This is a genomic window from Pseudomonas marincola (assembly GCF_900682675.2).
Taxonomy (GTDB): domain Bacteria; phylum Pseudomonadota; class Gammaproteobacteria; order Pseudomonadales; family Pseudomonadaceae; genus Aquipseudomonas; species Aquipseudomonas marincola.
In genome coordinates, this window is the sequence record NZ_LR215729.2 from 1,559,265 (window position 1) to 1,581,599 (window position 22,335).

Genomic DNA, 22,335 nt, shown 5'->3' on the forward strand with positions numbered 1-22,335 from the left:
CTCCTAGGTTCGAATCTGGTGGCCGCTGGCAGGCAGTGGCTGATCATCAAGCATTACCCCTTGCGTGCCAAGGTGCAAGCGGCCTTGTGCAAACCAACGAACTGCAAGCGGATAAATTACATGCTCTTGTACGTGTACACGCTCTGCAAGGCTGGCCGGGGTGTCATCGGCATTAACCAGCAGTACTGATTGTAAGACCAATGGGCCGCCATCGAGTTCCTCGGTCACAAAGTGAACGCTGCAGCCGTGCTCGCCGTCCCCGGCTTCAAGCGCGCGCTGATGCGTGTGCAACCCTTTGTATTTGGGCAGCAGAGAAGGGTGGATGTTGAGCAGCCGGCCTTGATAGTGACGCACGAAACCGCTGGTGAGTATCCGCATGAAACCGGCCAGAACCAGTAGATCCGGGCTGTTTTGATCGATCAGCTCGATCAGGGCGGCGTCAAAGGCTTCGCGGTCGGCAAACTGGCGGTGATCCAGAGAGAAAGCGGGGATTCCCGCCGCCCTGGCTCGCTCCAAGCCGTATGCATCAGCGCGGTTGGAGATGACCGCGCTGATTCGGGCTGGGTTGTCACCTGTTTGGATGTCATCAATCAGGGCCTGCAAGTTGCTGCCAGACCCCGATATCAGTACGACTACATTACAGGTACTTGGCATCAATGACTTTTCAGGTTGTTCAGAACAACGCGCTCAGCGCCTTCAACTGCGCTGCTGATCTGGCCGATCACCCAAGGTTGCTCACCTTCAGCGCGCAGGGTGTTGAGTGCGGTTTCAACCTGATCCTGCGCTACGCAGATGACCATGCCAACGCCGCAGTTGAGTACGCGGTGCATCTCGTGCTCGTCGACGTTGCCTTGCTCTTGCAGCCAGTCGAATACCGCTGGACGATTCCAGCTGGCGATATCGATGATGGCCTGAGCACCTTCCGGCAGAACGCGCGGAATGTTGTCGAGCAGGCCGCCACCGGTGATGTGGGCCATGGCTTTGACCGCGCCAGTGTCCTTGATCAGCTTGAGCAGTTGCTTGACGTAGATGCGCGTCGGCGCCATCAGCAGCTCAGTCAGCGGTTTGCCATCGAGTTGGATGTTTTCGATATCGGCGCCAGCTACTTCGATGATCTTGCGGATCAGCGAGTAGCCGTTCGAGTGCGGGCCGGAAGACGGCAGGGCAATCAGCGCATCGCCAGTCGCGACTTTCGAACCGTCGATAATTTCAGCTTTCTCGACAACACCGACGCAGAAACCGGCCAGATCGTAGTCTTCGCCTTCGTACATGCCAGGCATTTCGGCCGTTTCGCCGCCCACCAGCGAGCAACCCGCCAGTTCACAGCCTGCGCCAATGCCGGTAACCACTTGCGCGGCAACGTCAACATTGAGCTTGCCGGTGGCGTAGTAGTCGAGGAAAAACAGAGGTTCGGCGCCACATACCACCAAGTCATTGACGCACATGGCGACCAGATCCTGGCCGATGCTGTCGTGCTTGTTGAGGTTCAGTGCCAGGCGCAGCTTGGTGCCCACGCCGTCAGTGCCCGAAACCAGCACCGGTTGCTTGTAGCCAGCCGGGATCTCGCAAAGGGCGCCAAAGCCGCCCAAGCCACCCATGACTTCCGGACGAGCAGTGCGCTTGGCGACACTTTTGATGCGTTCAACCAGGGCTTCGCCTGCGTCGATGTCTACACCTGCGTCCTTGTAGCTGATGGAGGGTTGCTTGCTCATAGATCCAGGCCTTTAAAGGAAAATACGGATAAGCTCAGGCAGCAGATGCTACCGCTCTTCGAGGCGCGCGATTTTATCAGGCTTGCCCCCTAGCGGCCACCCACGCGCAGCTATGGTTGCCAGCGGGCGAGTGGTTGTTTTAGCTTTAGCCTGCATATCGTCGGGCAAAATGTTAATTTTAGTCGCTAACGTTACTTCTGCAGACTCGAACAAAAAGCCGTTGTGAGGGTCAATCAGCAGCCCAGATACTGTTTTAAGTTTTATCGGCGCGCCAAGTGCCAAAAATCATGGAGTCCTTGAAAAGGTCACAAGCGACGGATTGTAAAGCAGGCGGTTGCGATTCATGCCCATGCCAATGTGCAGATTGAGCCGCTCTTGTTGCGGCGCAGGCCAACATCCCACGCAGTACTTTTTCACGGGTTCCCAACTATCCTCTATTACGGTGTGATACCCGTGACCCGCCAATTGAGAGCCTTATTCATGCGACTGACTGCCCGCTTGCTCCTTCTGAGTTGTTCGCTGTTCAGCCTCACAGGTGTTGCTGCAACGGTGACCGACCTTTATCAGGTCCTTGAGCCGGTTAGCAGTCAGCAGCCTGCCGAGCGCGATGAAGCCATCGGTCGTGCATTCGATACGCTGGTTCTGCGCTTGACCGGCCAGGCCGATGCCGCGCAGAAACCGGCTCTGGCGGAGCTGAAGAAAGACCCGCAGCAAATTATCAGCCGTTACGGTTATGAGGGCAGCAGTCTGCAGGTCGATTTCGACCCGGTCAGCACCGATCGCGAATTGCGTCAGGCCGGCCTCTCGCTGTGGGGCAGTAACCGTCCGCTGATTCTGATCTGGTGGCTCAATCAGGACGAATACGGCAACACCCTGGTCGGCGACGGTATAGAGAGCGCTGAAACGATTCGCCAGTCCGCCCAGCATCGCGGTTTGCCGGTACGCATGCCGCTGGCTGACTTGAGTGAGCAACTGGTGGCAACGCCTGAAAACCTTGCGGCCAGTCAGCCCGATGCCTTAGAGCCGATCTCCGAACGCTACGGTGCCGATTCTCTACTGGCGGTGACCGCGACGCAAAGTGCCGAGAAGTGGAGCGCCGAATGGAGCCTTTGGGTCGGCACTGAGCGTGAGCAGGGCAATGCCAGCGGGCAAGACCTCGCGTCGTTGAGTGATGCTGTGCTGCTTGAAGTCAGTCAGCGTCTGGCCAAACGCTATGCGGTGGCTGCCAGTGCTTCGAGCTCGCTGACAGTTGAGATATCAGGCGCCAATCTTTCACGCTATGCCGAACTGCAACAGGCCCTTGAGCCTTTCGACGCTACGCTGAGCAAGGTTGAAGGCGATCGTCTGATTTATCGGGTCAAGGCCAATGCCGATCAACTTCGCGCTCAACTGGGCCTGCTCAATTTGCGCGAAGTCTCTGCGGATGAAGTGGCTCCCGAAGCGCAAGAGCCGTCGCAAGATCCCGCTGAACAGGGTCAACCTGAAGCGCCGGAGCCGCAAATTGTGCCGCGCTCCGATGTGCTGCGCTTTAGTTGGTAAGTCGTTTCCAGCTAATTCACTGTTATCAGTGATGACTCTCCCAAACCGCCCGAAAACCTCTGGCGGTTTGTTTCTTTTATAGTCGTATGATCTTTTCTCTTAATACTCGGTTGAGGCGCTTGCATGAAGGAATCAACACGTTGGCTATGGTTGGCTGGGCTGCTACTGACGGCTTGGCTGGTGTACTTGCTGCTGCCGATCCTGTCGCCGTTTGTCGTCGGCATGTTTATCGCCTACCTCGGCGACCCGCTGGTCGACCGGTTCGAACGCTGGGGAATGTCCCGTACCTGGGGCGTAGTTGTGGTATTTGCGCTGATCACGCTGGTCACGATGGTGGCTCTTTTGGTGCTGATTCCGCTTCTGGGCAAGCAGCTAATGCGCCTTTACGAACTACTTCCCCAGATTATCGACTGGGTTCAGCACAGCGCACTGCCGTGGTTGCAGCTTAAACTAGGGCTATCCGATGATTTCTGGCAGTTCGACAAACTCAAGCAGGCGTTGTCGGGCAATCTTGGCAAGACCACCGATTTCGTTGGGCTGATCGTGTCTAAAGTCACTGCCTCTAGCGTGGCGGTAGTCGCCTGGCTAGCAAATCTGTTCCTGATTCCGGTGGTGGGTTTTTATCTACTGCGCGATTGGGACGTGATGATGGCAAAACTTCGCGGCATGCTGCCACGTTCCAGCGAGAAGCGCATAGTTGGCTTGATGGGCGAGTGTCACGAAGTACTCGGTGCTTTCTTGCGCGGCCAGTTAATGGTCATGGTGGCGCTGGGAACCATCTATGCGATCGGCCTGATGAGCATCGGCCTGGAGCTTGGCTTACTGATCGGCGTGCTCGCCGGTCTGGCCAGTATCGTGCCTTATCTGGGCGTTGCAGTCGGCGTGAGCGCGGCAATGGCCGCCGGTTTATTCCAGTTTGGCGTTGATCTCTATCCGCTGCTGGCAATCGCGGGCGTGTTTATTGTCGGGCAAATGCTGGAAGGCATGCTGCTCACGCCTTGGCTGGTGGGTGACCGTATCGGCCTGCATCCGGTGGCGGTCATCTTCGCAATTATGGCCGGAGGTCAGCTGTTTGGTTTCACCGGCGTACTTTTAGCCCTGCCTGCAGCAGCCGTTATCATGGTTTTGCTACGTCATGCCCATGTCTTTTATAAGCACTCACGCGCCTATGGAGTCGAAGAGCCAATCGACTGATTAGGAGGAGTTTCGGCGGGTTCATTGCTGTATCGACAGGCAGCTTGATCGGTGGCCTTCTTGTGAGGGAGGCCGTCTAAAACCGGTGGGGGCTATGGTCCAAGTTTGAGCGGGCTAGAGAGCCTAAGCCTTTGAATCGAGCAGAAAAATTCAGCAATGACACAGCCCTCCGAAGCCTATAAACTTTGACTACTTTATGGAGAGCCTGCTGGCGATTCTGAGGAACCGCCAAAATCCGCATGAACCCAATTCAGCTGCCACTCGGTGTGCGTCTGCGTGATGACGCCACCTTTGCCAACTACTATCCCGGAGCTAACGCTGCGGCGCTAGGCTATGTCGAGCGTCTTTGTGAGGCTGAAGCCGGCTGGGCGGAAAGTCTTATTTATCTCTGGGGGCATAACGGTGTTGGCCGTAGCCACTTGCTCCAGGCTGCATGCCTGCGCTTCGAGCAGCGTGGTGAGTTGGCGGTGTATCTGCCGTTCAGTCAGGTTGATGACTTCAACCCGTCGCTCCTCGACAACCTTGAGCGTTGCGAGCTGGTCTGCCTTGACGATCTGGAGTGTGTGGTTGGGCGCAAGGATTGGGAAGAAGCGCTGTTCCATCTGTTCAATCGCCTGCGCGACAGTGGCCGCAAGTTGCTGCTGGCCGCGAACAGTTCGCCGCGTGAGCTGGCCGTCAAACTACCCGATCTGAAATCTCGCCTGACTCTGGCGCTGGTGTTCCAGCTGCAAGGGCTCTCAGATGAAGACAAATTGCGTGCCCTGCAGTTGCGTGCATCGCGCCGCGGGCTACACCTGAGTGATGAAGTAGGGCGCTTCATTCTCACGCGCGGTGAGCGCAGCATGAACTCGCTGTTCGATCTGCTCGAGCGCCTGGACCATGCTTCCCTTCAAGCCCAGCGCAAGCTGACAATTCCGTTCCTAAAAGAAACCCTCGGCTGGTAAAAATCTGTTTTCTGGCGGCTGCGCTTGGCCATGCTGCGTTGGATTAGCGCTCGAAACGCTCACTTACATGAGTAAGCTTCGCGCCCCGCCCACGAATCCGCCTTGCCTGACCTACGCTCGCCTCGCCAGAAAACCAGATTTTCCCCGTCACAAAACCCCGTAGGGCTGGGGAGCGGGAGGGCTTTTGGTTAAGAGCTTTCAAGGCAAAAGCGCGATTTTTTGGTGGGGGCGCAGCACTCGCGCCATCTTTGCGCCATGCTGCGTTGGATTAGCGCTCGGAACGCTCACTTACATGAGTAAGCTTCGCGCCCCGCCCACGAATCGGCCTTGCCTAGCCTACGCTCGCCTCGCCAGAAAACCAGATTTTCCCCGTCACAAAACCCCGTAGGGCTGGAGAGCGGGAGGGCTTTTGGTTAAGGGCTTCTAAGGCAAAAGCGCGATTTTTTGGTTGGAGCGGGACGCGCTCTGCACCTGCGTCCATCTTTAGCTCTGCTTCTAACCAAAGCCTCTGCCCTTAATTAAGCTTCCAGCTTCACGCGGCCTTCGGGTGAGCCTTTGTGTAGGTACGAGCGGTGGGAGTGCAAGGCAAAAAGCTGTTCAAACGCGGAGTTTACGTAAAGTAAATGAGCATTTTGAGCAGCTTTTTAACGCCGCAATCGCGCCGCGCAGCCCTTCACAGTGGCTCCTACATCACTCACCAGAAAGCTTTCGATCTTGTTGAAATTTCCAGCGGGTGTATAGAAGGGCGCTGCAAAACAGGCTGAAGCTGATGATGGTTTCCAGCACGCCAAACACGGCCCTGCTTGGGTCGATTGCCGCGAGGATGCCCTGTATGAAGTACAGGTTGATCACGAAGCAGGTCCACGCATGACCGCGTGCATGGCCCAGAAACATACCGGGCGCGAGTAGCAGCAATGGCAGTAACTGGATGCACATGACCACCCAGGTGCGGGCGCCGTGTAGATCGGCGAAACCCAGGTTCCACACTGCGATGAGCAGCGCCAATGCTACGAACAGCACGAGGCTGATGATGCGGCTGGCTTGCACACGTGGCTGTAGCCACTCAAGGCTCGGCAGTGGTTTTTTCGCTTTAGCCACGACCGGCCTCCAGTTTGATTGCGGTACGGGCTATACGCTCACCCAGTGCGCGGCACAGGGTTTTCTCGTGTTCATCCAGCGCGCGCTTGCCGTCTGCGCCAGCATAGTGGCTCGGACCGTAAGGTGTGCCGCCCCCTTGGGTGTTGAGCAGGGCAGACTCACTGTAAGGAAGTCCGGTTATCAGCATGCCGTGGTGCAGCAGCGGCAGCATCATCGACAGCAGAGTTGTTTCCTGACCGCCGTGCAGACTGGCGGTTGAGGTGAATACCCCAGCAGGTTTGCCGACTAATTCACCGGTTAGCCAAAGGCTGCTGGTGCCATCAAGGAAGTACTTGAGTGGCGCAGCCATGTTGCCAAAGCGCGTAGGGCTGCCGAGCACCAGAGCTGAGCAGTTTTTCAGGTCGTCGAGGCTTGCATACAGCGCGCCTTCTTCAGGAATTGCCGGGGCAACCGCTTCGCATTCGGTCGAGATTGCGGGCACGGTGCGCAAGCGGGCTTCCATGCCGGCTTTTTCGATGCCGCGGGCGATTAGCTTAGCCATCTCGCTGGTTGCGCCGTGGCGGCTGTAATACAGCACCAGTACGTAAGGTGTGCTCACGCTAGAATCTCCAGAACCCGCTCGGGCGGTCGGCCGACAATGGCGCGATCACCGGCGATAAGAATCGGTCGCTCGATCAACTTGGGATTGGCCGCCATGGCGTCAATCAACTGCTGTTCGGTGAGCGTGGCATCAGCCAAATTAAGGGCTTTGTATTCTTCTTCGCCGGTGCGCAATAGGCTGCGGGCCGGCATGTCGAGTTTGCGCAGCAGCGCTGTCAGTTCATCAGCGCTAGGCGGCGTTTCGAGATAGCGCACGATGGTCGGAGTCAGGCCGCGTTCTTCGAGTATCTGCAAGGCGCTGCGGGATTTGGAGCAGCGCGGGTTGTGATATAGCGTCAGATCGGTCATGAGAGGGCTCGCATGTTGCATCAGGTGGCGGCTATTCTAACCTCATGAGGGGTGTAAGTCTGAACACCTCGGCGCATTGCGTGTCTTAAACGCTATGGCTGTTGGCTAAGGAGAGGGCATGCTTCAGCGTTTTAAAAACTGGATCGAATTCTGGCGGTTTCTGATTCAGCGATTTCTGGCGGATCGGGGCGCCAACAATGCGGCTGCGCTGACCTACACCACGCTGTTTGCGGTGGTGCCAATGATGACCGTGACCTTCTCGATGCTTTCAACCGTGCCCGCGTTTCAGGGCATGAGCGAGCAAATACAAACATTCATTTTCCATAATTTCGTACCGTCCGCCGGCGAGATGGTGCAGGACTATCTGCGCGACTTCACTACGCAGGCCAGGCAGCTGACGTGGGTCGGGGTGATTTTTCTGGCGGTCACGGCGTTCTTGATGCTGGTCACCATCGAGAAGACCTTCAACACCATTTGGCGCGTGCGTCAGCCACGGCGCGGGGTTTCGAGTTTTTTGCTGTATTGGGCGATCTTGAGTCTGGGGCCGATCCTGCTCGGTGCCGGGTTCGCGATCAGTACCTATGTGGGTTCGTTGGCGCTTCTTTCCGGGCCTGACGCGTTGATCAACGCCGAGTTGCTCTGGCGCTTTATGCCGTTGCTGTTCAGTACGGCGGCATTCACCTTGCTTTACGCCACGGTGCCGAATGCGCGCGTGCCGTTGAAGCACGCTCTGATTGGCGGGCTGTTCACGGCAGTATTGTTCGAAGTGGCCAAATCGCTGTTTGGTTTGTATGTGCGGATCTTCCCGAGCTATCAGCTCATCTACGGAGCGTTTGCCACCGTGCCGTTGTTTTTGTTGTGGATTTACTTGTCCTGGCTGATTGTGCTGATCGGTGCAGAGTTGGTCTGCAACCTGTCATCCTCGTATCAGTGGCGCAAGTTGGCCATGCCCAAGCTGTTGGTTGTGCTCGGTATCCTGCGGGTTTTCCATGATCGTCAGCAGTCCGGCCTGAAGGTGCGGTTGCGTGATGTTCAACGCCAAGGCTGGAATTTGCCTGAGCATGAATGGGAGGAGGCCTTGGAATACTTGGAGCGCCAGCATCTGGTTGCACCAATCGGGGCCGGGCGCTGGTTGTTGAGCCGCGATATCAATACCTACAGCATGCAGCGCCTGATTAACCACAGCCCGTGGCCATTGCCGCGCCCGGAACAGTTGCCGGAAAATCTCGACGAGCCTTGGTATCCGGCATTTCGTCAGGCATTGCTCAAGCTTGATGAGGAGCAGGGCCGTCTGTTTGATGACAGCCTGAGCAGCTGGTTACAAGGTGAGCCTCAAAGCACTACGGGATAGCGCGTGACGCAAACAGTTTCGAGGTTCGCCGTTGGCAGCGGCAGTATTTTCTGGTGGTGCATGTTGTTCATTTGCAGCCAGACGTTCTCGCCCTCGACAAATTGCCCGGTCGGCAGCCATAAACCATGATGCCAGGCACTGTCTTGCGCCGGTGTGCTTTGCAAAATGCCCGGATGGGTTTGCGCGCTGGGCGTGCGCCGCAGCCAGATGGGCTTGGGCAGCCCTTTTAGGTAGCGCAGCCCGAAGTGCATGCCCTCGGCGTTGATGTGACGCCAGCGCACCAGTGCCAGCGTGGGGATCACGCTGTCAGTCAGTAAAATGACCAATTGGCCGACGCTGATCTTGGTCTTCTGCTCGGCGCTGCACAGCAGTCGGGCGCCGCCTGGGCTGGCATCCTGAATCAGTCCTGGAATTTTCATGGGCCGCTGTTCTAACAGCTGCGCGTGAATAGCCTGTAGTCCGGCGACCAAATGGCAGCTCTGCTCGTGCTCTAGGCGTTGGTGGCGACGTTGCTGGCGGCCCAGCCAGTGCTGCTGAACCTCCTGCAGTAATGCGTGCTCTTTGCTGCTTTGCAGGGGGGAAGGCTCCTGCAAGGCGATTAACAGCGCGCCCAATTCAAAGCGACGCAAATACTCGACGCTGCCCTCTGGCGTTTGTGTGACCGTCAGATAAGGCTGTGATTCAGTCAGGTCAATTGTCGGGCCACTGGGATCGTCTTCACGCTCCCAAGGCAACAGCACAGCATGTTGAGCTAACGGTGCGAGTGCACTGAACAGTTCCAGACACTGGTTTTCGGCCAGATGGAAAGGGTTGCTCAGCGCGGCAAGCAGCATTTGCTGGTAAAGGCCGCGCAAGGTATCGGCCGGAGTAGGTACGAATGCCGCCGCGATGGGATCGTCAAGGCATTGCTGATGCTGGCCAAGCCAGTAGATTATGTGGCTGTCACGCCATAAGTTGGGGTGCGGCTCCTGATACAGTTGGTGGTTACGCAGCATCTTCTGGGCAAGAAATTGCAGCGTCATGTACAGGCACCACGCCAGATGAGGGCGTGAAGGATGCTTGCTCTGAAGTATCTGCAACAGCAGTCTTTTAAAGCCCGTAGCCAGTTCTTCGCAGAGTTGGATGAAGGCCTGGCCAAGCCGGATTTGGCTTGAGTTCTGGCTGGAGTAGTGACGGAACGCGTCACTGAAACTTTGCAGTGCCCTTTGCCTTTCTAGTAAGGTCATCGGGCTGCGATTATGGCGGTGCAGTAAGCGCGTGATGCTGCTGAGGGCCGATTCAATCGGCATCTCCCGAGCTTGCGCCAGTTGCAGGCTAAGATCAGTCAATGAGTCGGCGTTTTGCTCACTTATCTCCGCCACTTCCAGACGCAAGGCATCGAGTGTCATGCCACCCCCGAGCGCACGAGGATCGAATGCATGGGTAATGCTTTCCAGACGTTTCTACGTTCATCCATAACGGTATTTGCTTGTCTTATTCTTATCGCCTGCAGCGACGATGTCGGGCTTGATCAACACGGTCAGAAGGTCGCGGCTGAACGTTTGCAAGGGCAGTGGCTGGTTATTAATTATTGGGCCGAGTGGTGTGCACCTTGCCGCACCGAGATCCCCGAGCTTAATGCCTTGAGCAGTCAGCTGGCAAAGGAATCCGTGCAGGTCGTGGGGGTTAATTTTGATGCCTTGCGCGGTAAAGAGCTAGGTACGGCGAGTGATGCAATGGGTATCAAGTTTACGGTTCTTGAAGAAGATCCGGCGCCACGCTTCAAATTGCCGCGCGCCGAGGCATTACCTGTCACCTATATAGTCGACGATAAAGGCCAGATGCGCGAACGGCTGCTGGGTGAGCAAACCGCTGCGGGCATTACCAAGCGCCTGCAAGCACTGCGTGACGAGGGATAAGGTATGGCGCAAATCTGTATGCATGGGTTTGTCAGCGGTCTTGTGCAGGGCGTTGGCTATCGCCAGGCAACCGCTGAAAAGGCGGAAGAACTTGAGCTTAACGGCTGGACGCGTAACCTTGCAGATTCACGCGTTGAGGTTTTATGTGAGGGCGAGCAGGACGCTGTCGAGGCGTTTGTCGAGTGGCTTAAGCAAGGGCCGCAAGCAGCTGACGTCAGCGAGGTCAGCCTTACAGAGCAACCGCTGCAAGGCATTGCCGGTTTCATTGTGCGTCGATAATACCGAGACCGGCCCGCTGGATACGCGGGCCGTTGGCTTGTTTACAGCGATGCAGGGTCCGCAACCAGGCGGCCGGCATCCTGGGTCAGGGCTCTCAGAAAGCCTTCCTGAAGTTCAGGGTCGTTGCGTGTCAGCTCGATCAGGCTTTGTTCAAGCTCGCTGGCTTCTTCTTCCAATCCCAGTTCGGATAGCCGCTTCACCCGATGCACCCATTCAGCGGTGTCATCGCCTTCGAGGTCGTCGTAGATCAGGCGGTGCGCCTCATCCAATTTGCCGCGCAAGGTATGGCTGACAATCAGGCTGGCGTGCGCACTGGTATCACTCTGCTCGTCGGTGACGGTGAGCAGCAGTGTGCCAAGGCGAGCGCTGTCCTGATCGGCAAAGGGATTGTCGAGCAAGTTGATGCGCAAGATACCGTTGCGGTCGGTGAGCAGTTCGTGATCCTTGCCGGCAGCGGTGACTGTGACCGGGCGCTCAGCCCACGGCATGCTGGTGTACTCCATGCGCGTATCCAGGCGTTGCTCGTCGATACTCGCCAGATTCTGCTGTGAGCGGCCATTGGATTCGGCATTGATGAACGGGTTGAGCCCGGCAAAGCCGTAGCTGATCCAGTCCTTGGTGACCGTATCCGGCAGGCTGCCGAGCAGCACCACATTCAATACGTTGGCGCCCACGCCGGCCACGACTGCTACCGCACCGAGAGGGATCTCGTACAGTTCGCGCCACGGTTGATAAGGCGTGTAGCGATCATAACGGCGGGTGACCTCGAAGGCGGTTACCTCAAAGGTTTTTTGTTCGTGCACACGCACGCGCCGTTGCGGCAAACCCAGTGTCTTGGGTTCGCCGGCATCGATTAGCAGGCTGTGATCGAGCAACTTACGCTCGATGCGTTCCTCGTGTTCGCTGCGTTGCGGGAGCTGGTTGGCACAGCCGCTGAGGAAGAGGGCGCAGCAGAGTGCTGCGCCGCCCAGGTGCAAGGTGTTTCGCTTGAGCATGATGACTCTTGGTAATGGTGCTGAAATCAGCGGCTGATACGGGCCTGAATAAACGCCATGATGTCTGCGGCGGGGATCACCTGAGCCTCGGTTTCCGTGCGGCTCTTGTACTCCACGTTACCTTCGGCAAGGCTGCGGTCACTGACCACGATGCGATGCGGAATGCCGATCAGTTCCATGTCTGCGAATTTGATGCCCGGACTGGTCTTTTTGTCACGGTCATCGAGCAAAACTTCAAAGCCGGCTGCGGTGAGGTCTGCATACAGCTTATCGGTTGCTTCGCGTACCACTTCGGTTTCGTAACGCAGTGGCACAAGCGCGATCTGGAACGGCGCCAGTGTGTCATTCCAGAGAATGCCGCGCTCGTCGAAGTTCTGCTCAATAGCCGCCGCGACCACGCGGGAAACACCGATGCCGTAGCAACCCATGGTCAGGGTAACGGGCTTGCCGTTTTCGCCCAGCACCTGGCAGTTGAGGGCCTGGCTGTACTTGGTACCCAACTGGAAGATGTGGCCGACTTCGATGCCGCGCTTGATAACCAGTGTGCCCTGGCCGTCCGGGCTCGGATCACCGGCCAGCACGTTGCGCAGGTCTGCCACTTCCGGCAGCGGCAGATCGCGCTCCCAGTTAACGCCGAAGTAATGCTTGTCTTCGATGTTCGCACCGGCCGCGAAATCGCTCATCATCGCAACCGAGCGATCAATGATGCAGGTAATTGGCAGATTGACCGGGCCAAGGGAGCCAGGACCTGCACCAATCGCTGCACGAATTTCATCTTCATTGGCCATAACCAGCGGGCTGGCGACCTGCTCGAGGTTGGCGGCCTTGATTTCGTTAAGCTCATGATCGCCACGCACAATTAGCGCAACCAGCTTGCCTTCTTCGGCGCCATGCACGACCAATGTCTTGATGGTTTTTTCGATGGCCAGATCAAAACCTTCAACCAGAGCGCTGATGGTCTTGGTGTTCGGCGTATCAATCAGGCGCATTGTTTCGGTTGCTGCGCCGCGGCTGGTTTCGCGTGGAATGGCCTCGGCTTTCTCGATGTTGGCGGCGTAATCCGAGCTGTCGCTGAACGCGATGTCGTCTTCGCCGGAGTCTGCGAGTACATGGAATTCGTGTGAGCCGGTGCCGCCGATCGAGCCGGTGTCGGCCTGTACTGGGCGGAAATCAAGGCCCAGGCGGCTGAAGATGTTGCAGTAAGCCTGATGCATGCGGTCGTAGGTGACCTGCAGCGAAGCTTGGTCGGCGTGGAAAGAGTAGGCATCTTTCATGATGAACTCACGGCCACGCATCAGGCCAAAACGCGGACGGATTTCGTCGCGGAATTTGGTCTGAATCTGGTACATGTTCAGCGGCAGCTGCTTGTAGCTGTTCAGCTCGTTACGCGCGAGGTCGGTAATCACCTCTTCGTGAGTTGGGCCTGCACAAAAATCACGGCCGTGACGGTCTTTCATGCGCAGCAATTCTGGGCCGTACTGTTCCCAGCGGCCAGACTCCTGCCACAGTTCGGCAGGCTGAATGCCGGGCATCAATACTTCCAATGCGCCTGCTGCGTCCATTTCTTCACGCACAATTTTCTCGACCTTGCGCAGGGTGCGCAGGCCCATCGGCAGCCATGTGTAGAGGCCGGAGGCAAGTTTGCGGATCATCCCGGCGCGGAGCATCAACTGGTGGCTGATAACTACGGCATCGCTAGGGGTTTCTTTCAGGGTCGAGAGCAGGAATTGACTGGTACGCATGATTGGCGGGTCTACCGATTGCAAAGACTTTATTAGGTCGGCATTGTACGGTGATGATTCGGTTGCGTATAGGATGCAGCTTATAGATGGGCATAGGGAGGGGCGTGTGTTAACAGCACAAGAAGTACAAGACGTAATTCATGCCGGTTTGCCGATGGCGCAGGATCTGGATTTACGCATTGAGCGGCTGGATTCGGAAGGGGTGTTGGCGCGTGTGCCATTCAGCACCCGATTGGTGCGCCCCGGTGGCACTGTTTCAGGGCCAACCATGATGGCGCTGGCCGATGCGGCCATGTATGCCGTCGTGATGGGACGACTGGGGCGAGTCGAAATGGCAGTCACTTCTAATTTGAATATCAACTTTCTGGTCAAGCCTCAGCCGGTAGACTTATTGGCCGATGCACGCATCTTGCGCTTAAGTAAGCGTCAGGCAGTTTGTGAAGTTCTGCTTTACAGCGCAGGCAATGAAGGCGAATTAGTGGCGCATGTAACAGGGACTTATGCACTGCCGCTTTAATCCTGTTTAATTGCTGTTTGTTTAAATTTTGAGCAATAAAAAACCCGGCCGAAGCCGGGTTTTTTGTGTGCTGCTATTCAGTCAAGACTGAATTACATCACGTCCAGCGGGTAGTCCATGATGAAACGGAAATCGTTCACGTCAGCAGAGTAGAAGTCATTCTGTGCATCGTTGGCACGGTAGATCGCGCTACGGATACGGAACGACAGGTCTTTAGCTGCGCCGCTCTGGATCACGTATTTGGTTTCGAAGTCGAACTCGTGCTCTTTACCTTCTTCGCCAGCAACACCAGTGTCGATGTTGTCACCGTAGATGTAACGAGCCATGAAGCTCAGGCCTGGAACGCCGTATTCAGCCATGTTCAGGTCGTAGCGAGCCTGGTAAGACTGCTCGTCACGGCTTACGAAGTCAGAGTACTGAACCGAGTTGGCAACCCAGATGGTGCCGCCGCCGTCTACACCGTAGTTGTAGAGGGATGCATCACCAGTAGAACGCTGGTAAGCAACGGTGAAGGTGTGAGCGCCGATACCGTAAGCTGCTGCGATACTCCACAGGTCGTTATCGGTAGACAGGCCGCCTTTACCGTCGTCAGTAGCGCCCAGTTCCTGGCCGTCACCCTTGGTGTGGTAACCGTTAACGTCGAAGTTGAGGTTCTGGCCTTCTGCGATCGGCAGGTTCCAGTTGACGTTCAGGTAAGTCTTTTTCCAGTAGTCTTCAACGTCAGAGTAGTGCAGGCCAGCGCTGAGGTTATCAGTGAAGGCGTAGTTTGCACCGTAGATGTTGGCTGCTTTCAGTTCGAAGGTGTCACGGTCAGTCGAAGTTTGGCTGCTCATTGCAGTGAAACGACCGCCAGACAGCTCAAGACCTTCGATTTCGTTGCTGACCAGGTAAGTACCGGTTGCAACTTCTGGCAGGATGCGGCTGTCGTCAGTGCTGAACACTGGGCTGCCAACAAACTGGCTACCGTATTTCAGGCCAGTGTTGGAAACGCGGAACTTGATCGCGCCACCAACTTCGGTCTGGGTTTTTTCAGCGCTGCCGTCGCTCGACTGATCGAACTGGCCAGTACCGAAACGGCCACGGCCGCTGTCCAGTGCCAGGCTGCTCAGAGTGTGAGCGTCAAAGCCTACACCGATGGTGCCTTGAGTGAAGCCAGATTCGAACAGGGTGCGCAGACCCCAGCCAGTTTCTTCGCGGTAGCCATTACCAGAGCCAGCAGTGTTGCTAGCGCCGTTGCGGAAGTCACGGTTCATGTACAGAACGCGGTTGAAGATGTCGAAGCTGCTGTCTTCGATAAAACCGTTCGATTCGGATTGGCTAGAGGCGAAAGCCATCTGCGTCGAGCCCGCGGCTACTGCCAGGGCGATTGTGCTCCACTTCATCACTTGCATCGTGACTGCTCCTTTGGTTTAGAAGAGTTGCGCTACCCAATTAATTGTTGTATGGGCGGCTCTTTCTTTTTGTGTCGGCGCTAAACTTATAACACGCGACTAATTATGGCGATACTTGCGTTGTTAACGTTGCGCTTTCTTCAGCTTGGTGTCGCAAATATAACTGAAGGGTGTCGCAATTCTATAGTTTCCCATGGGCTTTCTAAAGCACCCATTTCGGCTATTTTTATACTATTTACAAGTTGCTTTGCTAGTGGGAATGGCACCCGTCTGGCATTGCAGTGACAGAAAGCAAGAGTCGTGCACAAAATGCGCAGTTGCTCTAATAAATATTTGAAAACCTCAAATGCAGCCTCTTTTAGAGTGTCTCGATCACCGTTTGAGCCCTTTAATCCGGTGCTTTGCGCTGTATTTAACGGTGCAAAATAAGTCCCGATGTGAAGCTGTTTGTGGGTGTCGTTTTTTCTGATTTTAAAGTCAACTTATGCTGTTAAGTGGCCAGCAGGTAACATTTTTTGAGCTTTCAAGTGCTAAGTGGTAACAAAATGGTGCACGGGTTGCGCTTAAGTTAATGAAATTCGCCGTATTTTGGTGCGTCGGTGCCCTTCATGGAGTCTCGGGTTTTCAGCGCAACGGCGCGTGGCTGAGGCGAAGCGGGTAAACTTACGGCTATGTCAGGTTCATTCTGCTGAATTGTTGTTGCAGTCTTATTGACGGCGGCGCAGTTGGCCGGCTGAGCCGCTAGAATGATCACTATTAATGGCGATACCGGAGAAGTTTATGTTTGCCTTGGACTCACGACTGCAGCAAGACACTGTCTTGATCGGGGATTTTCCGCTGTGTCGGTTATTGCTGATGAATGATGCCAATTACCCTTGGTTTATTCTGGTGCCCAGGCGCGAAGAGGTCAGTGAGATATTTCAGCTCGACACGGCCGATCAGGCGCTGCTGTGGAATGAAACCAGCGAGCTGGCGGCTACCCTCAAGGACACCTTTGCCGCGGATAAAATGAATGTTGCGACGCTGGGCAACATGGTGGCGCAGTTGCACATGCACGTGATTGTTCGGCGTCGCGCTGATGCGGCATGGCCTGCTCCTGTTTGGGGGAAGCATTCGGCCATACCCTACAGCGATGAGCAGATAGCCGCGATCACGGCCAAGTTGCGCGGCGTGCTGGCAGACGATTTCACGTTTGCCGAGGTGGCTAAGTGACGACTGAAGAGCGTATCAATGAGCTTGAAAGCCGTCTGGCATTTCAGGATGACACTATCCAGGCGTTGAATGATGAGCTGGTTGCGCAGCAAAAGGTCTTGGAGCGTATGCGCTTGCAGCTGGAAATGCTTGCCAAACGTCAGGAGGAGTTGAGTGCTGGCTCTGGTATTTCCCAGGACGACGCGCCACCGCCGCATTATTGAAATCTAATCAGTGAGTTTCGCTTGAGCATAAAAAAACCCGCTATTGCGGGTTTTTTTATGGCCAGTCTCGCTTAGCGGCGAGTTGGCAGTGCTGCGATAACATCCTCAGCTTGCAGGCCTTTATCGCGCTGCATGACCGAGAACTCTACGCGCTGGCCTTCGACCAGAACACGATGGCCTTCGCCGCGGATTGCGCGAAAGTGGACGAAAATATCATCGCCGGAGTCGCGCGAAATAAAGCCGAAACCTTTGGATGTATTGAACCACTTCACGGTGCCTGTTTCACGGTCGCCAGCAATAGCTGTTGATTTGCTGCTGGTGCGTGGTTGCAAGCGAATATTGATTATCAGGTGCAGCAAAACGCCCAGGGCGGCAATGGCAAGGCTGAAGAGAATTGCTGGCTGGCCGGCGATTTCTGTCAGTGGGGCCAGCAAAGCCAATGCTTGCAGAGCGGTGGCGAGAATTAACAGTACAGAGACCAGATTCTGCAATGCAGCACGGGAGCCCTGATGCCAGATTGGCAGTTGCGGAGCCAGAATCAGGCTGGTCATGGCAAAGAGGATCAGATACAGAGCGTCAGGATGTTGCAGCATTGATGGGGCGGTATTGCCCAGAGCGGGTACGAATGAAAGGAGTAACGCGGCGATACCTGTTACCAGGTGGACGATTTTAAGCATGTTGGTTCAGCTCACTTATAAGATACGGATCACTAGGAAGAGCGGATTCGCAGGTGTTGCCACAGAGAAGAAGGCTTGGAGAACGTGCGAAATCTGCCTATGCGTTGCCCGTAGAATGAGGGGCAGCGACACGCGGCGTATTTAACAGCAAAGCTTGGGGGTACTCAAATGTGTCGGGCTTTTTTGAGGGGTGATTTCACAGGTTTGCGGGTGTGGATACGATGAGTGGTGGCCATTTGATGTGAAAAAGCCCGGCGGCGCCGGGCTTTTCGGGTGCAAGGCTTAGCTTGCCAGCAGGCTGCGCAGCATCCATGCGGTTTTCTCATGCACTTGCATGCGCTGAGTAAGCAGGTCGGCAGTCGGCTCATCGCTGACTTTATCCAGCAGCGGGAAAATACCGCGCGCTGTGCGGGTGACAGCTTCCTGACCTTCAACCAGCAACTTGATCATTTCCTCAGCGCTTGGCACGCCTTCTTCTTCTTTAATAGAAGACAAGCGCGCGTAGGCTGCATAAGTACCGGGAGCCGGGAAGCCCAAAGCGCGGATGCGCTCGGCAATATCGTCAACTGCCAGCGCCAATTCGGTGTACTGACCTTCGAACATCAGGTGCAGGGTGTTGAACATCGGGCCGGTGACGTTCCAGTGAAAATTATGGGTCTTCAGGTACAGGGTGTAAGTGTCAGCCAGCAGGCGGGACAGGCCTTCTGCAATGGCGGCACGATCCTGCTCGTTGATACCGATATTGATTTCCATGCCACTTCTCCTTTCACGTTGGGCGGGGCTGCTGCGTTCGTTAGCCCGAGGCTAGCACGCGAGCCGTTGCCGGATGATTTCAGCTTATGCCAGATGCGTTATATGTAGAGGCTTCTTAGTCCGTTTTGGTTCACTCAGCTATCAAAATGATTGCACATAACGCCATGGCTGCACGCAATTTCTCTATTGTTAATGGTGCGCCGGGCGCTGTCGAGACCATTTATTGCCGGGTACATTACTGGCATGTGACGGCTAGCAACGCTCGCGGCTGCAAGAGTTGTCCGAACGCTATATAATCTCGCCCTTTGCCACGGTTTATGCAGTGACGGGTAAACCAAGAACATCGCAGTACCTGCTTCGCGTCATCCTTTAACAGGGGAATAGAGCGTGGCAGTACCGCCAGATATAGCGCGCCGCGACGCTCGCGGCCCAACGAAATCAAGACTCAGAGAAGCGATTACTATCATGATGCGCAGCCACTATTGCGGCCAGTTGAACGAGAGCCTGGACGGTCAAGAAATCACCCTTTGCGGCTGGGTCCACCGTCGCCGCGACCATGGCGGAGTCATCTTCCTTGATATCCGTGATCGTGAAGGTCTGGCGCAGGTGGTTTTCGACCCTGACCGTGTCGAGACATTTGCCACCGCCGATAAGGTGCGCAGCGAATATGTCGTCAAGATCACCGGTAAGGTGCGTCTGCGTCCGGCGGGTGCGGTAAACCCGAACATGGCCTCTGGCGCAATCGAAGTGCTGGGTTATGACCTCGAAGTGCTCAATGAAGCTGAAACCCCGCCATTCCCGCTGAACGAATACAGCGATGTGGGCGAAGAGACTCGTCTGCGCTATCGCTTCATCGATCTGCGTCGCCCGGAAATGGCCGCCAAGCTCAAGTTGCGTTCCAGCATCACCACCAGCATTCGTCGTTACCTGGATGAAAACGGCTTCCTCGACGTGGAAACGCCGATCCTGACTCGCGCAACTCCAGAAGGCGCACGTGACTATCTGGTGCCTAGCCGCACCCATGCGGGCAGCTTCTTCGCATTGCCGCAGTCGCCTCAGCTGTTCAAGCAACTGCTGATGGTGGCCGGTTTCGACCGTTACTATCAGATCGCCAAATGCTTCCGTGACGAAGACTTGCGCGCTGATCGCCAGCCGGAATTTACCCAGATCGACATCGAGACCAGCTTCCTCGACGAAACCGAGATCATGGGCATTACCGAGAAGATGGTGCGCCAGCTGTTCAAGGAAGTGCTGAACGTCGAGTTCGGTGAGTTCCCGCACATGACCTTCGAAGAGGCCATGCGCCGCTACGGCTCCGATAAGCCGGACCTGCGTAACCCGATGGAACTGGTTGATGTGGCTGATCAGCTCAAGGACGTTGAATTCAAAGTATTCAGCGGCCCGGCCAACGATCCGAAGTGCCGCGTTGCGGCTCTGCGTGTGCCAGGCGGCGCGAGCATGCCGCGCAAGCAGATCGACGATTACACCAAGTTTGTCAGCATCTACGGTGCCCGCGGTCTGGCGTACATCAAGGTCAACGACCGTGCGAGCGGCGTTGAAGGTTTGCAGTCGCCTATCGTCAAGAACATCCCGCTGGAAAACCTCAATGTCATTCTTGATCGCGTAGGCGCGGTTGACGGCGACATCGTGTTCTTCGGCGCAGACAAAGCCAAGATCGTTTGCGAGGCGCTCGGTGCACTGCGTATCAAGCTCGGCACCGACCTTGATCTGCTGACCTGCGAGTGGGCGCCGATGTGGGTTGTCGACTTCCCGATGTTCGAAGAGAACGAAGATGGCAGCTTCACCGCGCTGCATCACCCGTTCACCGCACCGAAGTGCACACCGGATGAGCTGCAGGCCAATCCGGCCACCGCGCTCTCGCGTGCCTACGACATGGTGCTCAATGGCACCGAGCTGGGCGGCGGTTCGATCCGTATTCACCGCAAGGAAATGCAGCAAGCGGTCTTCCGTCTGCTCGGCATTGAAGCGGCTGAACAGGAAGAGAAGTTCGGCTTCCTGCTCGACGCCCTGAAGTTCGGCGCGCCACCACACGGTGGCCTGGCATTTGGTCTGGACCGTCTGGTGATGCTGATGACTGGTGCACAGTCGATTCGTGAAGTTATCGCCTTCCCGAAAACCCAGAGTGCTGCCTGCGTCATGACGCAAGCGCCGGGTGAAGTGGATAACAAGGCCCTGCGCGAGCTGCACATCCGTTTGCGCGAGCAGCCAAAGGCTGAGTAAAACCGCAACAAGACTGAGCGCCGGGTTTCCCGGCGCTCACAGGTAATAAGGTTGGAGTTGTTATGGCAGGTCATTCCAAGTGGGCGAACATCAAGCACCGCAAGGGTCGTCAAGACGCCAAGCGCGGCAAGATTTTCACCAAACTCATTCGTGAACTGACAGTTGCGGCCAGTCAGGGCGGTGGTATCCCTGCGGATAATCCACGTTTGCGCCTGGCCGTTGATAAAGCCCTGACGGCGAACATGACGCGAGACACGATTGATCGCGCCATTGCTCGTGGTGTTGGCTCAACCGATGGCGACAAGGTCGAGGAGCTCAGCTATGAAGGTTACGCGCCCAATGGCGTAGCCATCATCGTTGAAGCCATGACCGATAACCGCAATCGCACGGCCGCAGAGGTTCGCCATGCGTTCACCAAGTGCGGCGGCAATCTCGGTACCGATGGTTCGGTTGCTTACATGTTCGACCGCAAAGGGCAGATCAGCTTTGCTTCAGGCGTTGATGAAGAGGCATTGCTTGAGGCTGCGCTTGAGGCCGGTGCGGATGATGTGGTCACCAACGACGACGGTTCGGTGGATGTGTTCACCAGCTTTGCCGATTTTATCGCGGTGAGTGAGGCGTTAACGGCTGCTGGTTACAAGGCCGAAGAGTCTGAGGTGAGCATGATCCCGTCGATCTACTCAGAATTGACCGAGGTCGAGACGGCGCAGAAGGTGCTCAAACTCATCGATATGCTCGAAGATCTCGACGATGTGCAGAACGTCTACTCCAATGCTGATATTCCTGAAGAAGTTATGGTTCAGCTGGGTTGATGCAGCCGAAGAAGGACGCCGCAAGGCAGGTTTTGCCGAGTGCGCTTGTCGCTCGCGATCTTCTTCAGATGTTCCAAAGAATAAGGCCGGAGCTTGCTCCGGTTTTTTTTATCTGCGCAACAGCTGGGCTTAAGCTTTATAAAGAGTTCATCTGCATCGTCAGCAAGGAGTTCCACGTGGTTGGGTTGTTGCAGCGTGAGTGGTTTGGGAGTCGGGCGTGACGCTGATTCTTGGCATTGATCCGGGGTCGCGTATTACCGGTTACGGCATTGTCCGCGACACGGGGCGCACCTGTGAATACGTGGCGTCCGGCTGTATTCGCACCGGCAGCGGCCCGTTGCCCGAGCGACTGCAAATCGTTTTCCGTGGCGTGCGTGAAGTTATCGAAACATTCGGCCCGGTAACCATGGGCATCGAGCAAGTATTCATGGCGCGTAATGCCGACTCGGCGCTCAAGCTGGGCCAGGCGCGGGGTGCTGCGATTGTGGCGGGTGTCGAGGCAGGGCTGGACGTGGCTGAGTACACTGCCACTCAGGTCAAGCAGGCCGTTACGGGCAGCGGCGGGGCGGATAAAGAGCAAGTGCAAATGATGGTCATGCATTTGCTCAAACTGGTAAAAAAACCGCAAATCGACGCCTCGGATGCGCTGGCGATTGCCTTGTGTCACGCGCATCATCGCCAGAGCCTTATTCCCCATGGTTTGGCGGGGGCCAAGCGCCGGGGCGGGCGATTGCGTCTGTAATTGCGCGGCATTGGTTGCTGTGCAATGGTGGGTTTAGATCAAATTTAAAGTATTCGCGCTCGGCGATAGCCTGAGCATGACTGAACA

General features: G+C 56.2%; 23 protein-coding genes and 1 pseudogene. 12 read left to right on the top strand and 12 right to left on the bottom strand.

The features are described 5' to 3' along the window. Window positions 1–3: 3 nt before the first annotated feature. Both purN and purM read right to left on the bottom strand, forming a co-directional pair. A complete protein-coding gene (purN, locus tag PMYSY11_RS07185) occupies window positions 4–654 on the bottom strand; it encodes a phosphoribosylglycinamide formyltransferase (protein ID WP_150548731.1) in 651 nt (216 codons plus the stop codon). After that, complete coding sequence (gene purM, locus PMYSY11_RS07190) at window positions 654–1,712, bottom strand: phosphoribosylformylglycinamidine cyclo-ligase (protein WP_150548732.1); 1,059 nt, start codon at window positions 1,710–1,712, stop codon at window positions 654–656. Before purM ends, purN begins: the two co-directional genes overlap by 1 nt. Before the next feature lie 480 nt (window positions 1,713–2,192). On the opposite strand from purM, the gene PMYSY11_RS07195 reads away from it, so the two are divergent. The 3 genes from PMYSY11_RS07195 to hda all read left to right on the top strand — a co-directional run bounded on the left by PMYSY11_RS07195 (window position 2,193) and on the right by hda (window position 5,389). Continuing rightward, a complete protein-coding gene (locus PMYSY11_RS07195) occupies window positions 2,193–3,251 on the top strand; it encodes a DUF2066 domain-containing protein (protein ID WP_150548733.1) in 1,059 nt (352 codons plus the stop codon). A 123-nt stretch (window positions 3,252–3,374) separates the two neighbouring features. Next, complete coding sequence (locus tag PMYSY11_RS07200) at window positions 3,375–4,445, top strand: AI-2E family transporter (RefSeq protein ID WP_150548734.1); 1,071 nt, start codon at window positions 3,375–3,377, stop codon at window positions 4,443–4,445. A 239-nt stretch (window positions 4,446–4,684) separates the two neighbouring features. Then, on the top strand, window positions 4,685–5,389 hold the full coding sequence (gene hda, locus PMYSY11_RS07205) for a DnaA regulatory inactivator Hda (protein ID WP_069901607.1): 705 nt from the start codon (window positions 4,685–4,687) through the stop codon (window positions 5,387–5,389). Between the two features lie 690 nt (window positions 5,390–6,079). Here the strand turns inward: hda and PMYSY11_RS07210 are convergent. From PMYSY11_RS07210 to arsC, 3 genes are read right to left on the bottom strand one after another with little or no spacing between them, the layout of a single operon-like run. Next, entirely contained in the window at window positions 6,080–6,487 is a 408-nt protein-coding gene (locus PMYSY11_RS07210; RefSeq protein WP_069901608.1) for a DUF2069 domain-containing protein, read from the bottom strand. After that, window positions 6,480–7,085, bottom strand: a complete 606-nt coding sequence (wrbA, locus tag PMYSY11_RS07215; RefSeq protein ID WP_069901609.1) for an NAD(P)H:quinone oxidoreductase — start codon at window positions 7,083–7,085, stop codon at window positions 6,480–6,482. Before wrbA ends, PMYSY11_RS07210 begins: the two co-directional genes overlap by 8 nt. Continuing rightward, window positions 7,082–7,435 (bottom strand): arsenate reductase (glutaredoxin), encoded by a 354-nt coding sequence (gene arsC, locus PMYSY11_RS07220; RefSeq protein ID WP_069901610.1) that lies wholly within the window; start codon window positions 7,433–7,435, stop codon window positions 7,082–7,084. Before arsC ends, wrbA begins: the two co-directional genes overlap by 4 nt. A gap of 118 nt (window positions 7,436–7,553) precedes the next feature. Here arsC and PMYSY11_RS07225 point away from each other — a divergent pair, with 118 nt between their 5' ends. Beyond that, complete coding sequence (locus tag PMYSY11_RS07225; protein ID WP_090513218.1) at window positions 7,554–8,786, top strand: virulence factor BrkB family protein; 1,233 nt, start codon at window positions 7,554–7,556, stop codon at window positions 8,784–8,786. On the opposite strand, the gene PMYSY11_RS07230 is transcribed toward PMYSY11_RS07225, so the two are convergent. Further along, window positions 8,768–10,174 carry a PilZ domain-containing protein gene (locus PMYSY11_RS07230; RefSeq protein ID WP_150548735.1) on the bottom strand — a complete coding sequence of 469 codons (1,407 nt, stop codon included), beginning with the start codon at window positions 10,172–10,174 and terminating at the stop codon, window positions 8,768–8,770. The two genes, PMYSY11_RS07225 and PMYSY11_RS07230, sit on opposite strands and share 19 nt — an antisense overlap. Window positions 10,175–10,204: 30 nt before the next feature. Here PMYSY11_RS07230 and PMYSY11_RS07235 point away from each other — a divergent pair, with 30 nt between their 5' ends. Next, on the top strand, window positions 10,205–10,684 hold the full coding sequence (locus PMYSY11_RS07235) for a TlpA disulfide reductase family protein (protein ID WP_090513212.1): 480 nt from the start codon (window positions 10,205–10,207) through the stop codon (window positions 10,682–10,684). A gap of 3 nt (window positions 10,685–10,687) precedes the next feature. Beyond that, a complete protein-coding gene (locus tag PMYSY11_RS07240) occupies window positions 10,688–10,963 on the top strand; it encodes an acylphosphatase (protein ID WP_150548736.1) in 276 nt (91 codons plus the stop codon). 41 nt (window positions 10,964–11,004) lie between these two features. On the opposite strand, the gene PMYSY11_RS07245 is transcribed toward PMYSY11_RS07240, so the two are convergent. Together PMYSY11_RS07245 and PMYSY11_RS07250 are read right to left on the bottom strand one after the other, a co-directional pair. Further along, entirely contained in the window at window positions 11,005–11,958 is a 954-nt protein-coding gene (locus PMYSY11_RS07245) for a hypothetical protein (RefSeq protein WP_090513209.1), read from the bottom strand. 26 nt (window positions 11,959–11,984) lie between these two features. Continuing rightward, window positions 11,985–13,700, bottom strand: coding sequence for a proline--tRNA ligase (locus PMYSY11_RS07250; RefSeq protein WP_150548737.1), 1,716 nt, complete (start codon window positions 13,698–13,700; stop codon window positions 11,985–11,987). A 73-nt stretch (window positions 13,701–13,773) separates the two neighbouring features. Between PMYSY11_RS07250 and PMYSY11_RS07255 the strand changes: the two genes are divergently transcribed. Continuing rightward, entirely contained in the window at window positions 13,774–14,217 is a 444-nt protein-coding gene (locus PMYSY11_RS07255) for a PaaI family thioesterase (RefSeq protein WP_090513204.1), read from the top strand. A 92-nt stretch (window positions 14,218–14,309) separates the two neighbouring features. Here the strand turns inward: PMYSY11_RS07255 and PMYSY11_RS07260 are convergent, their stop codons facing one another. After that, window positions 14,310–15,608, bottom strand: coding sequence for an OprD family porin (locus PMYSY11_RS07260; protein WP_150548738.1), 1,299 nt, complete (start codon window positions 15,606–15,608; stop codon window positions 14,310–14,312). A 780-nt stretch (window positions 15,609–16,388) separates the two neighbouring features. Between PMYSY11_RS07260 and PMYSY11_RS07265 the strand changes: the two genes are divergently transcribed. Together PMYSY11_RS07265 and PMYSY11_RS07270 are read left to right on the top strand one after the other, a co-directional pair. After that, the gene (locus PMYSY11_RS07265) at window positions 16,389–16,820 is read left to right on the top strand and encodes an HIT family protein (RefSeq protein ID WP_069901618.1); all 432 of its coding nucleotides are present in this window, start codon (window positions 16,389–16,391) and stop codon (window positions 16,818–16,820) included. After that, entirely contained in the window at window positions 16,817–17,023 is a 207-nt protein-coding gene (locus tag PMYSY11_RS07270; RefSeq protein WP_069901619.1) for a SlyX family protein, read from the top strand. Before PMYSY11_RS07265 ends, PMYSY11_RS07270 begins: the two co-directional genes overlap by 4 nt. A gap of 71 nt (window positions 17,024–17,094) precedes the next feature. On the opposite strand, the gene PMYSY11_RS21865 is transcribed toward PMYSY11_RS07270, so the two are convergent. The 3 genes and pseudogenes from PMYSY11_RS21865 to PMYSY11_RS07280 all read right to left on the bottom strand — a co-directional run bounded on the left by PMYSY11_RS21865 (window position 17,095) and on the right by PMYSY11_RS07280 (window position 18,453). Then, entirely contained in the window at window positions 17,095–17,322 is a 228-nt protein-coding gene (locus PMYSY11_RS21865; protein WP_239655588.1) for a cold-shock protein, read from the bottom strand. A 57-nt stretch (window positions 17,323–17,379) separates the two neighbouring features. Continuing rightward, a pseudogene (locus PMYSY11_RS22030) lies at window positions 17,380–17,700 on the bottom strand (cold shock domain-containing protein membrane protein); the annotation flags it as partial. A 282-nt stretch (window positions 17,701–17,982) separates the two neighbouring features. Continuing rightward, window positions 17,983–18,453 (bottom strand): Dps family protein, encoded by a 471-nt coding sequence (locus tag PMYSY11_RS07280; protein ID WP_069901621.1) that lies wholly within the window; start codon window positions 18,451–18,453, stop codon window positions 17,983–17,985. 465 nt (window positions 18,454–18,918) lie between these two features. Between PMYSY11_RS07280 and aspS the strand changes: the two genes are divergently transcribed. The 3 genes from aspS (at window position 18,919) to ruvC (ending at window position 22,248) form a co-directional block, all read left to right on the top strand. Further along, complete coding sequence (gene aspS, locus PMYSY11_RS07285; protein WP_069901622.1) at window positions 18,919–20,694, top strand: aspartate--tRNA ligase; 1,776 nt, start codon at window positions 18,919–18,921, stop codon at window positions 20,692–20,694. A gap of 62 nt (window positions 20,695–20,756) precedes the next feature. Beyond that, a complete protein-coding gene (locus PMYSY11_RS07290; RefSeq protein ID WP_069901623.1) occupies window positions 20,757–21,506 on the top strand; it encodes a YebC/PmpR family DNA-binding transcriptional regulator in 750 nt (249 codons plus the stop codon). A 217-nt stretch (window positions 21,507–21,723) separates the two neighbouring features. Beyond that, window positions 21,724–22,248 carry a crossover junction endodeoxyribonuclease RuvC gene (gene ruvC / locus PMYSY11_RS07295; protein WP_069901625.1) on the top strand — a complete coding sequence of 175 codons (525 nt, stop codon included), beginning with the start codon at window positions 21,724–21,726 and terminating at the stop codon, window positions 22,246–22,248. Window positions 22,249–22,335 lie beyond the last annotated feature (87 nt).

Bases quoted from the DNA above. Each gene is read 5' to 3' on its own strand.
- PMYSY11_RS07260 (WP_150548738.1), bottom strand. From the start codon at position 15,608: ATGCAAGTGATGAAGTGGAGCACAATCGCCCTGGCAGTAGCCGCGGGC.
- PMYSY11_RS07245 (WP_090513209.1), bottom strand. From the start codon at position 11,958: ATGCTCAAGCGAAACACCTTGCACCTGGGCGGCGCAGCACTCTGCTGC.
- PMYSY11_RS07195 (WP_150548733.1), top strand. From the start codon at position 2,193: ATGCGACTGACTGCCCGCTTGCTCCTTCTGAGTTGTTCGCTGTTCAGC.
- purN (WP_150548731.1), bottom strand. From the start codon at position 654: ATGCCAAGTACCTGTAATGTAGTCGTACTGATATCGGGGTCTGGCAGC.
- PMYSY11_RS07225 (WP_090513218.1), top strand. From the start codon at position 7,554: ATGCTTCAGCGTTTTAAAAACTGGATCGAATTCTGGCGGTTTCTGATT.
- arsC (WP_069901610.1), bottom strand. From the start codon at position 7,435: ATGACCGATCTGACGCTATATCACAACCCGCGCTGCTCCAAATCCCGC.
- aspS (WP_069901622.1), top strand. From the start codon at position 18,919: ATGATGCGCAGCCACTATTGCGGCCAGTTGAACGAGAGCCTGGACGGT.
- PMYSY11_RS07255 (WP_090513204.1), top strand. From the start codon at position 13,774: ATGCAGCTTATAGATGGGCATAGGGAGGGGCGTGTGTTAACAGCACAA.
- hda (WP_069901607.1), top strand. From the start codon at position 4,685: ATGAACCCAATTCAGCTGCCACTCGGTGTGCGTCTGCGTGATGACGCC.
- PMYSY11_RS07280 (WP_069901621.1), bottom strand. From the start codon at position 18,453: ATGGAAATCAATATCGGTATCAACGAGCAGGATCGTGCCGCCATTGCA.
- purM (WP_150548732.1), bottom strand. From the start codon at position 1,712: ATGAGCAAGCAACCCTCCATCAGCTACAAGGACGCAGGTGTAGACATC.
- PMYSY11_RS07290 (WP_069901623.1), top strand. From the start codon at position 20,757: ATGGCAGGTCATTCCAAGTGGGCGAACATCAAGCACCGCAAGGGTCGT.
- PMYSY11_RS07240 (WP_150548736.1), top strand. From the start codon at position 10,688: ATGGCGCAAATCTGTATGCATGGGTTTGTCAGCGGTCTTGTGCAGGGC.
- PMYSY11_RS07235 (WP_090513212.1), top strand. From the start codon at position 10,205: ATGGGTAATGCTTTCCAGACGTTTCTACGTTCATCCATAACGGTATTT.
- PMYSY11_RS07265 (WP_069901618.1), top strand. From the start codon at position 16,389: ATGTTTGCCTTGGACTCACGACTGCAGCAAGACACTGTCTTGATCGGG.
- PMYSY11_RS07230 (WP_150548735.1), bottom strand. From the start codon at position 10,174: ATGACACTCGATGCCTTGCGTCTGGAAGTGGCGGAGATAAGTGAGCAA.
- PMYSY11_RS07200 (WP_150548734.1), top strand. From the start codon at position 3,375: ATGAAGGAATCAACACGTTGGCTATGGTTGGCTGGGCTGCTACTGACG.
- PMYSY11_RS07250 (WP_150548737.1), bottom strand. From the start codon at position 13,700: ATGCGTACCAGTCAATTCCTGCTCTCGACCCTGAAAGAAACCCCTAGC.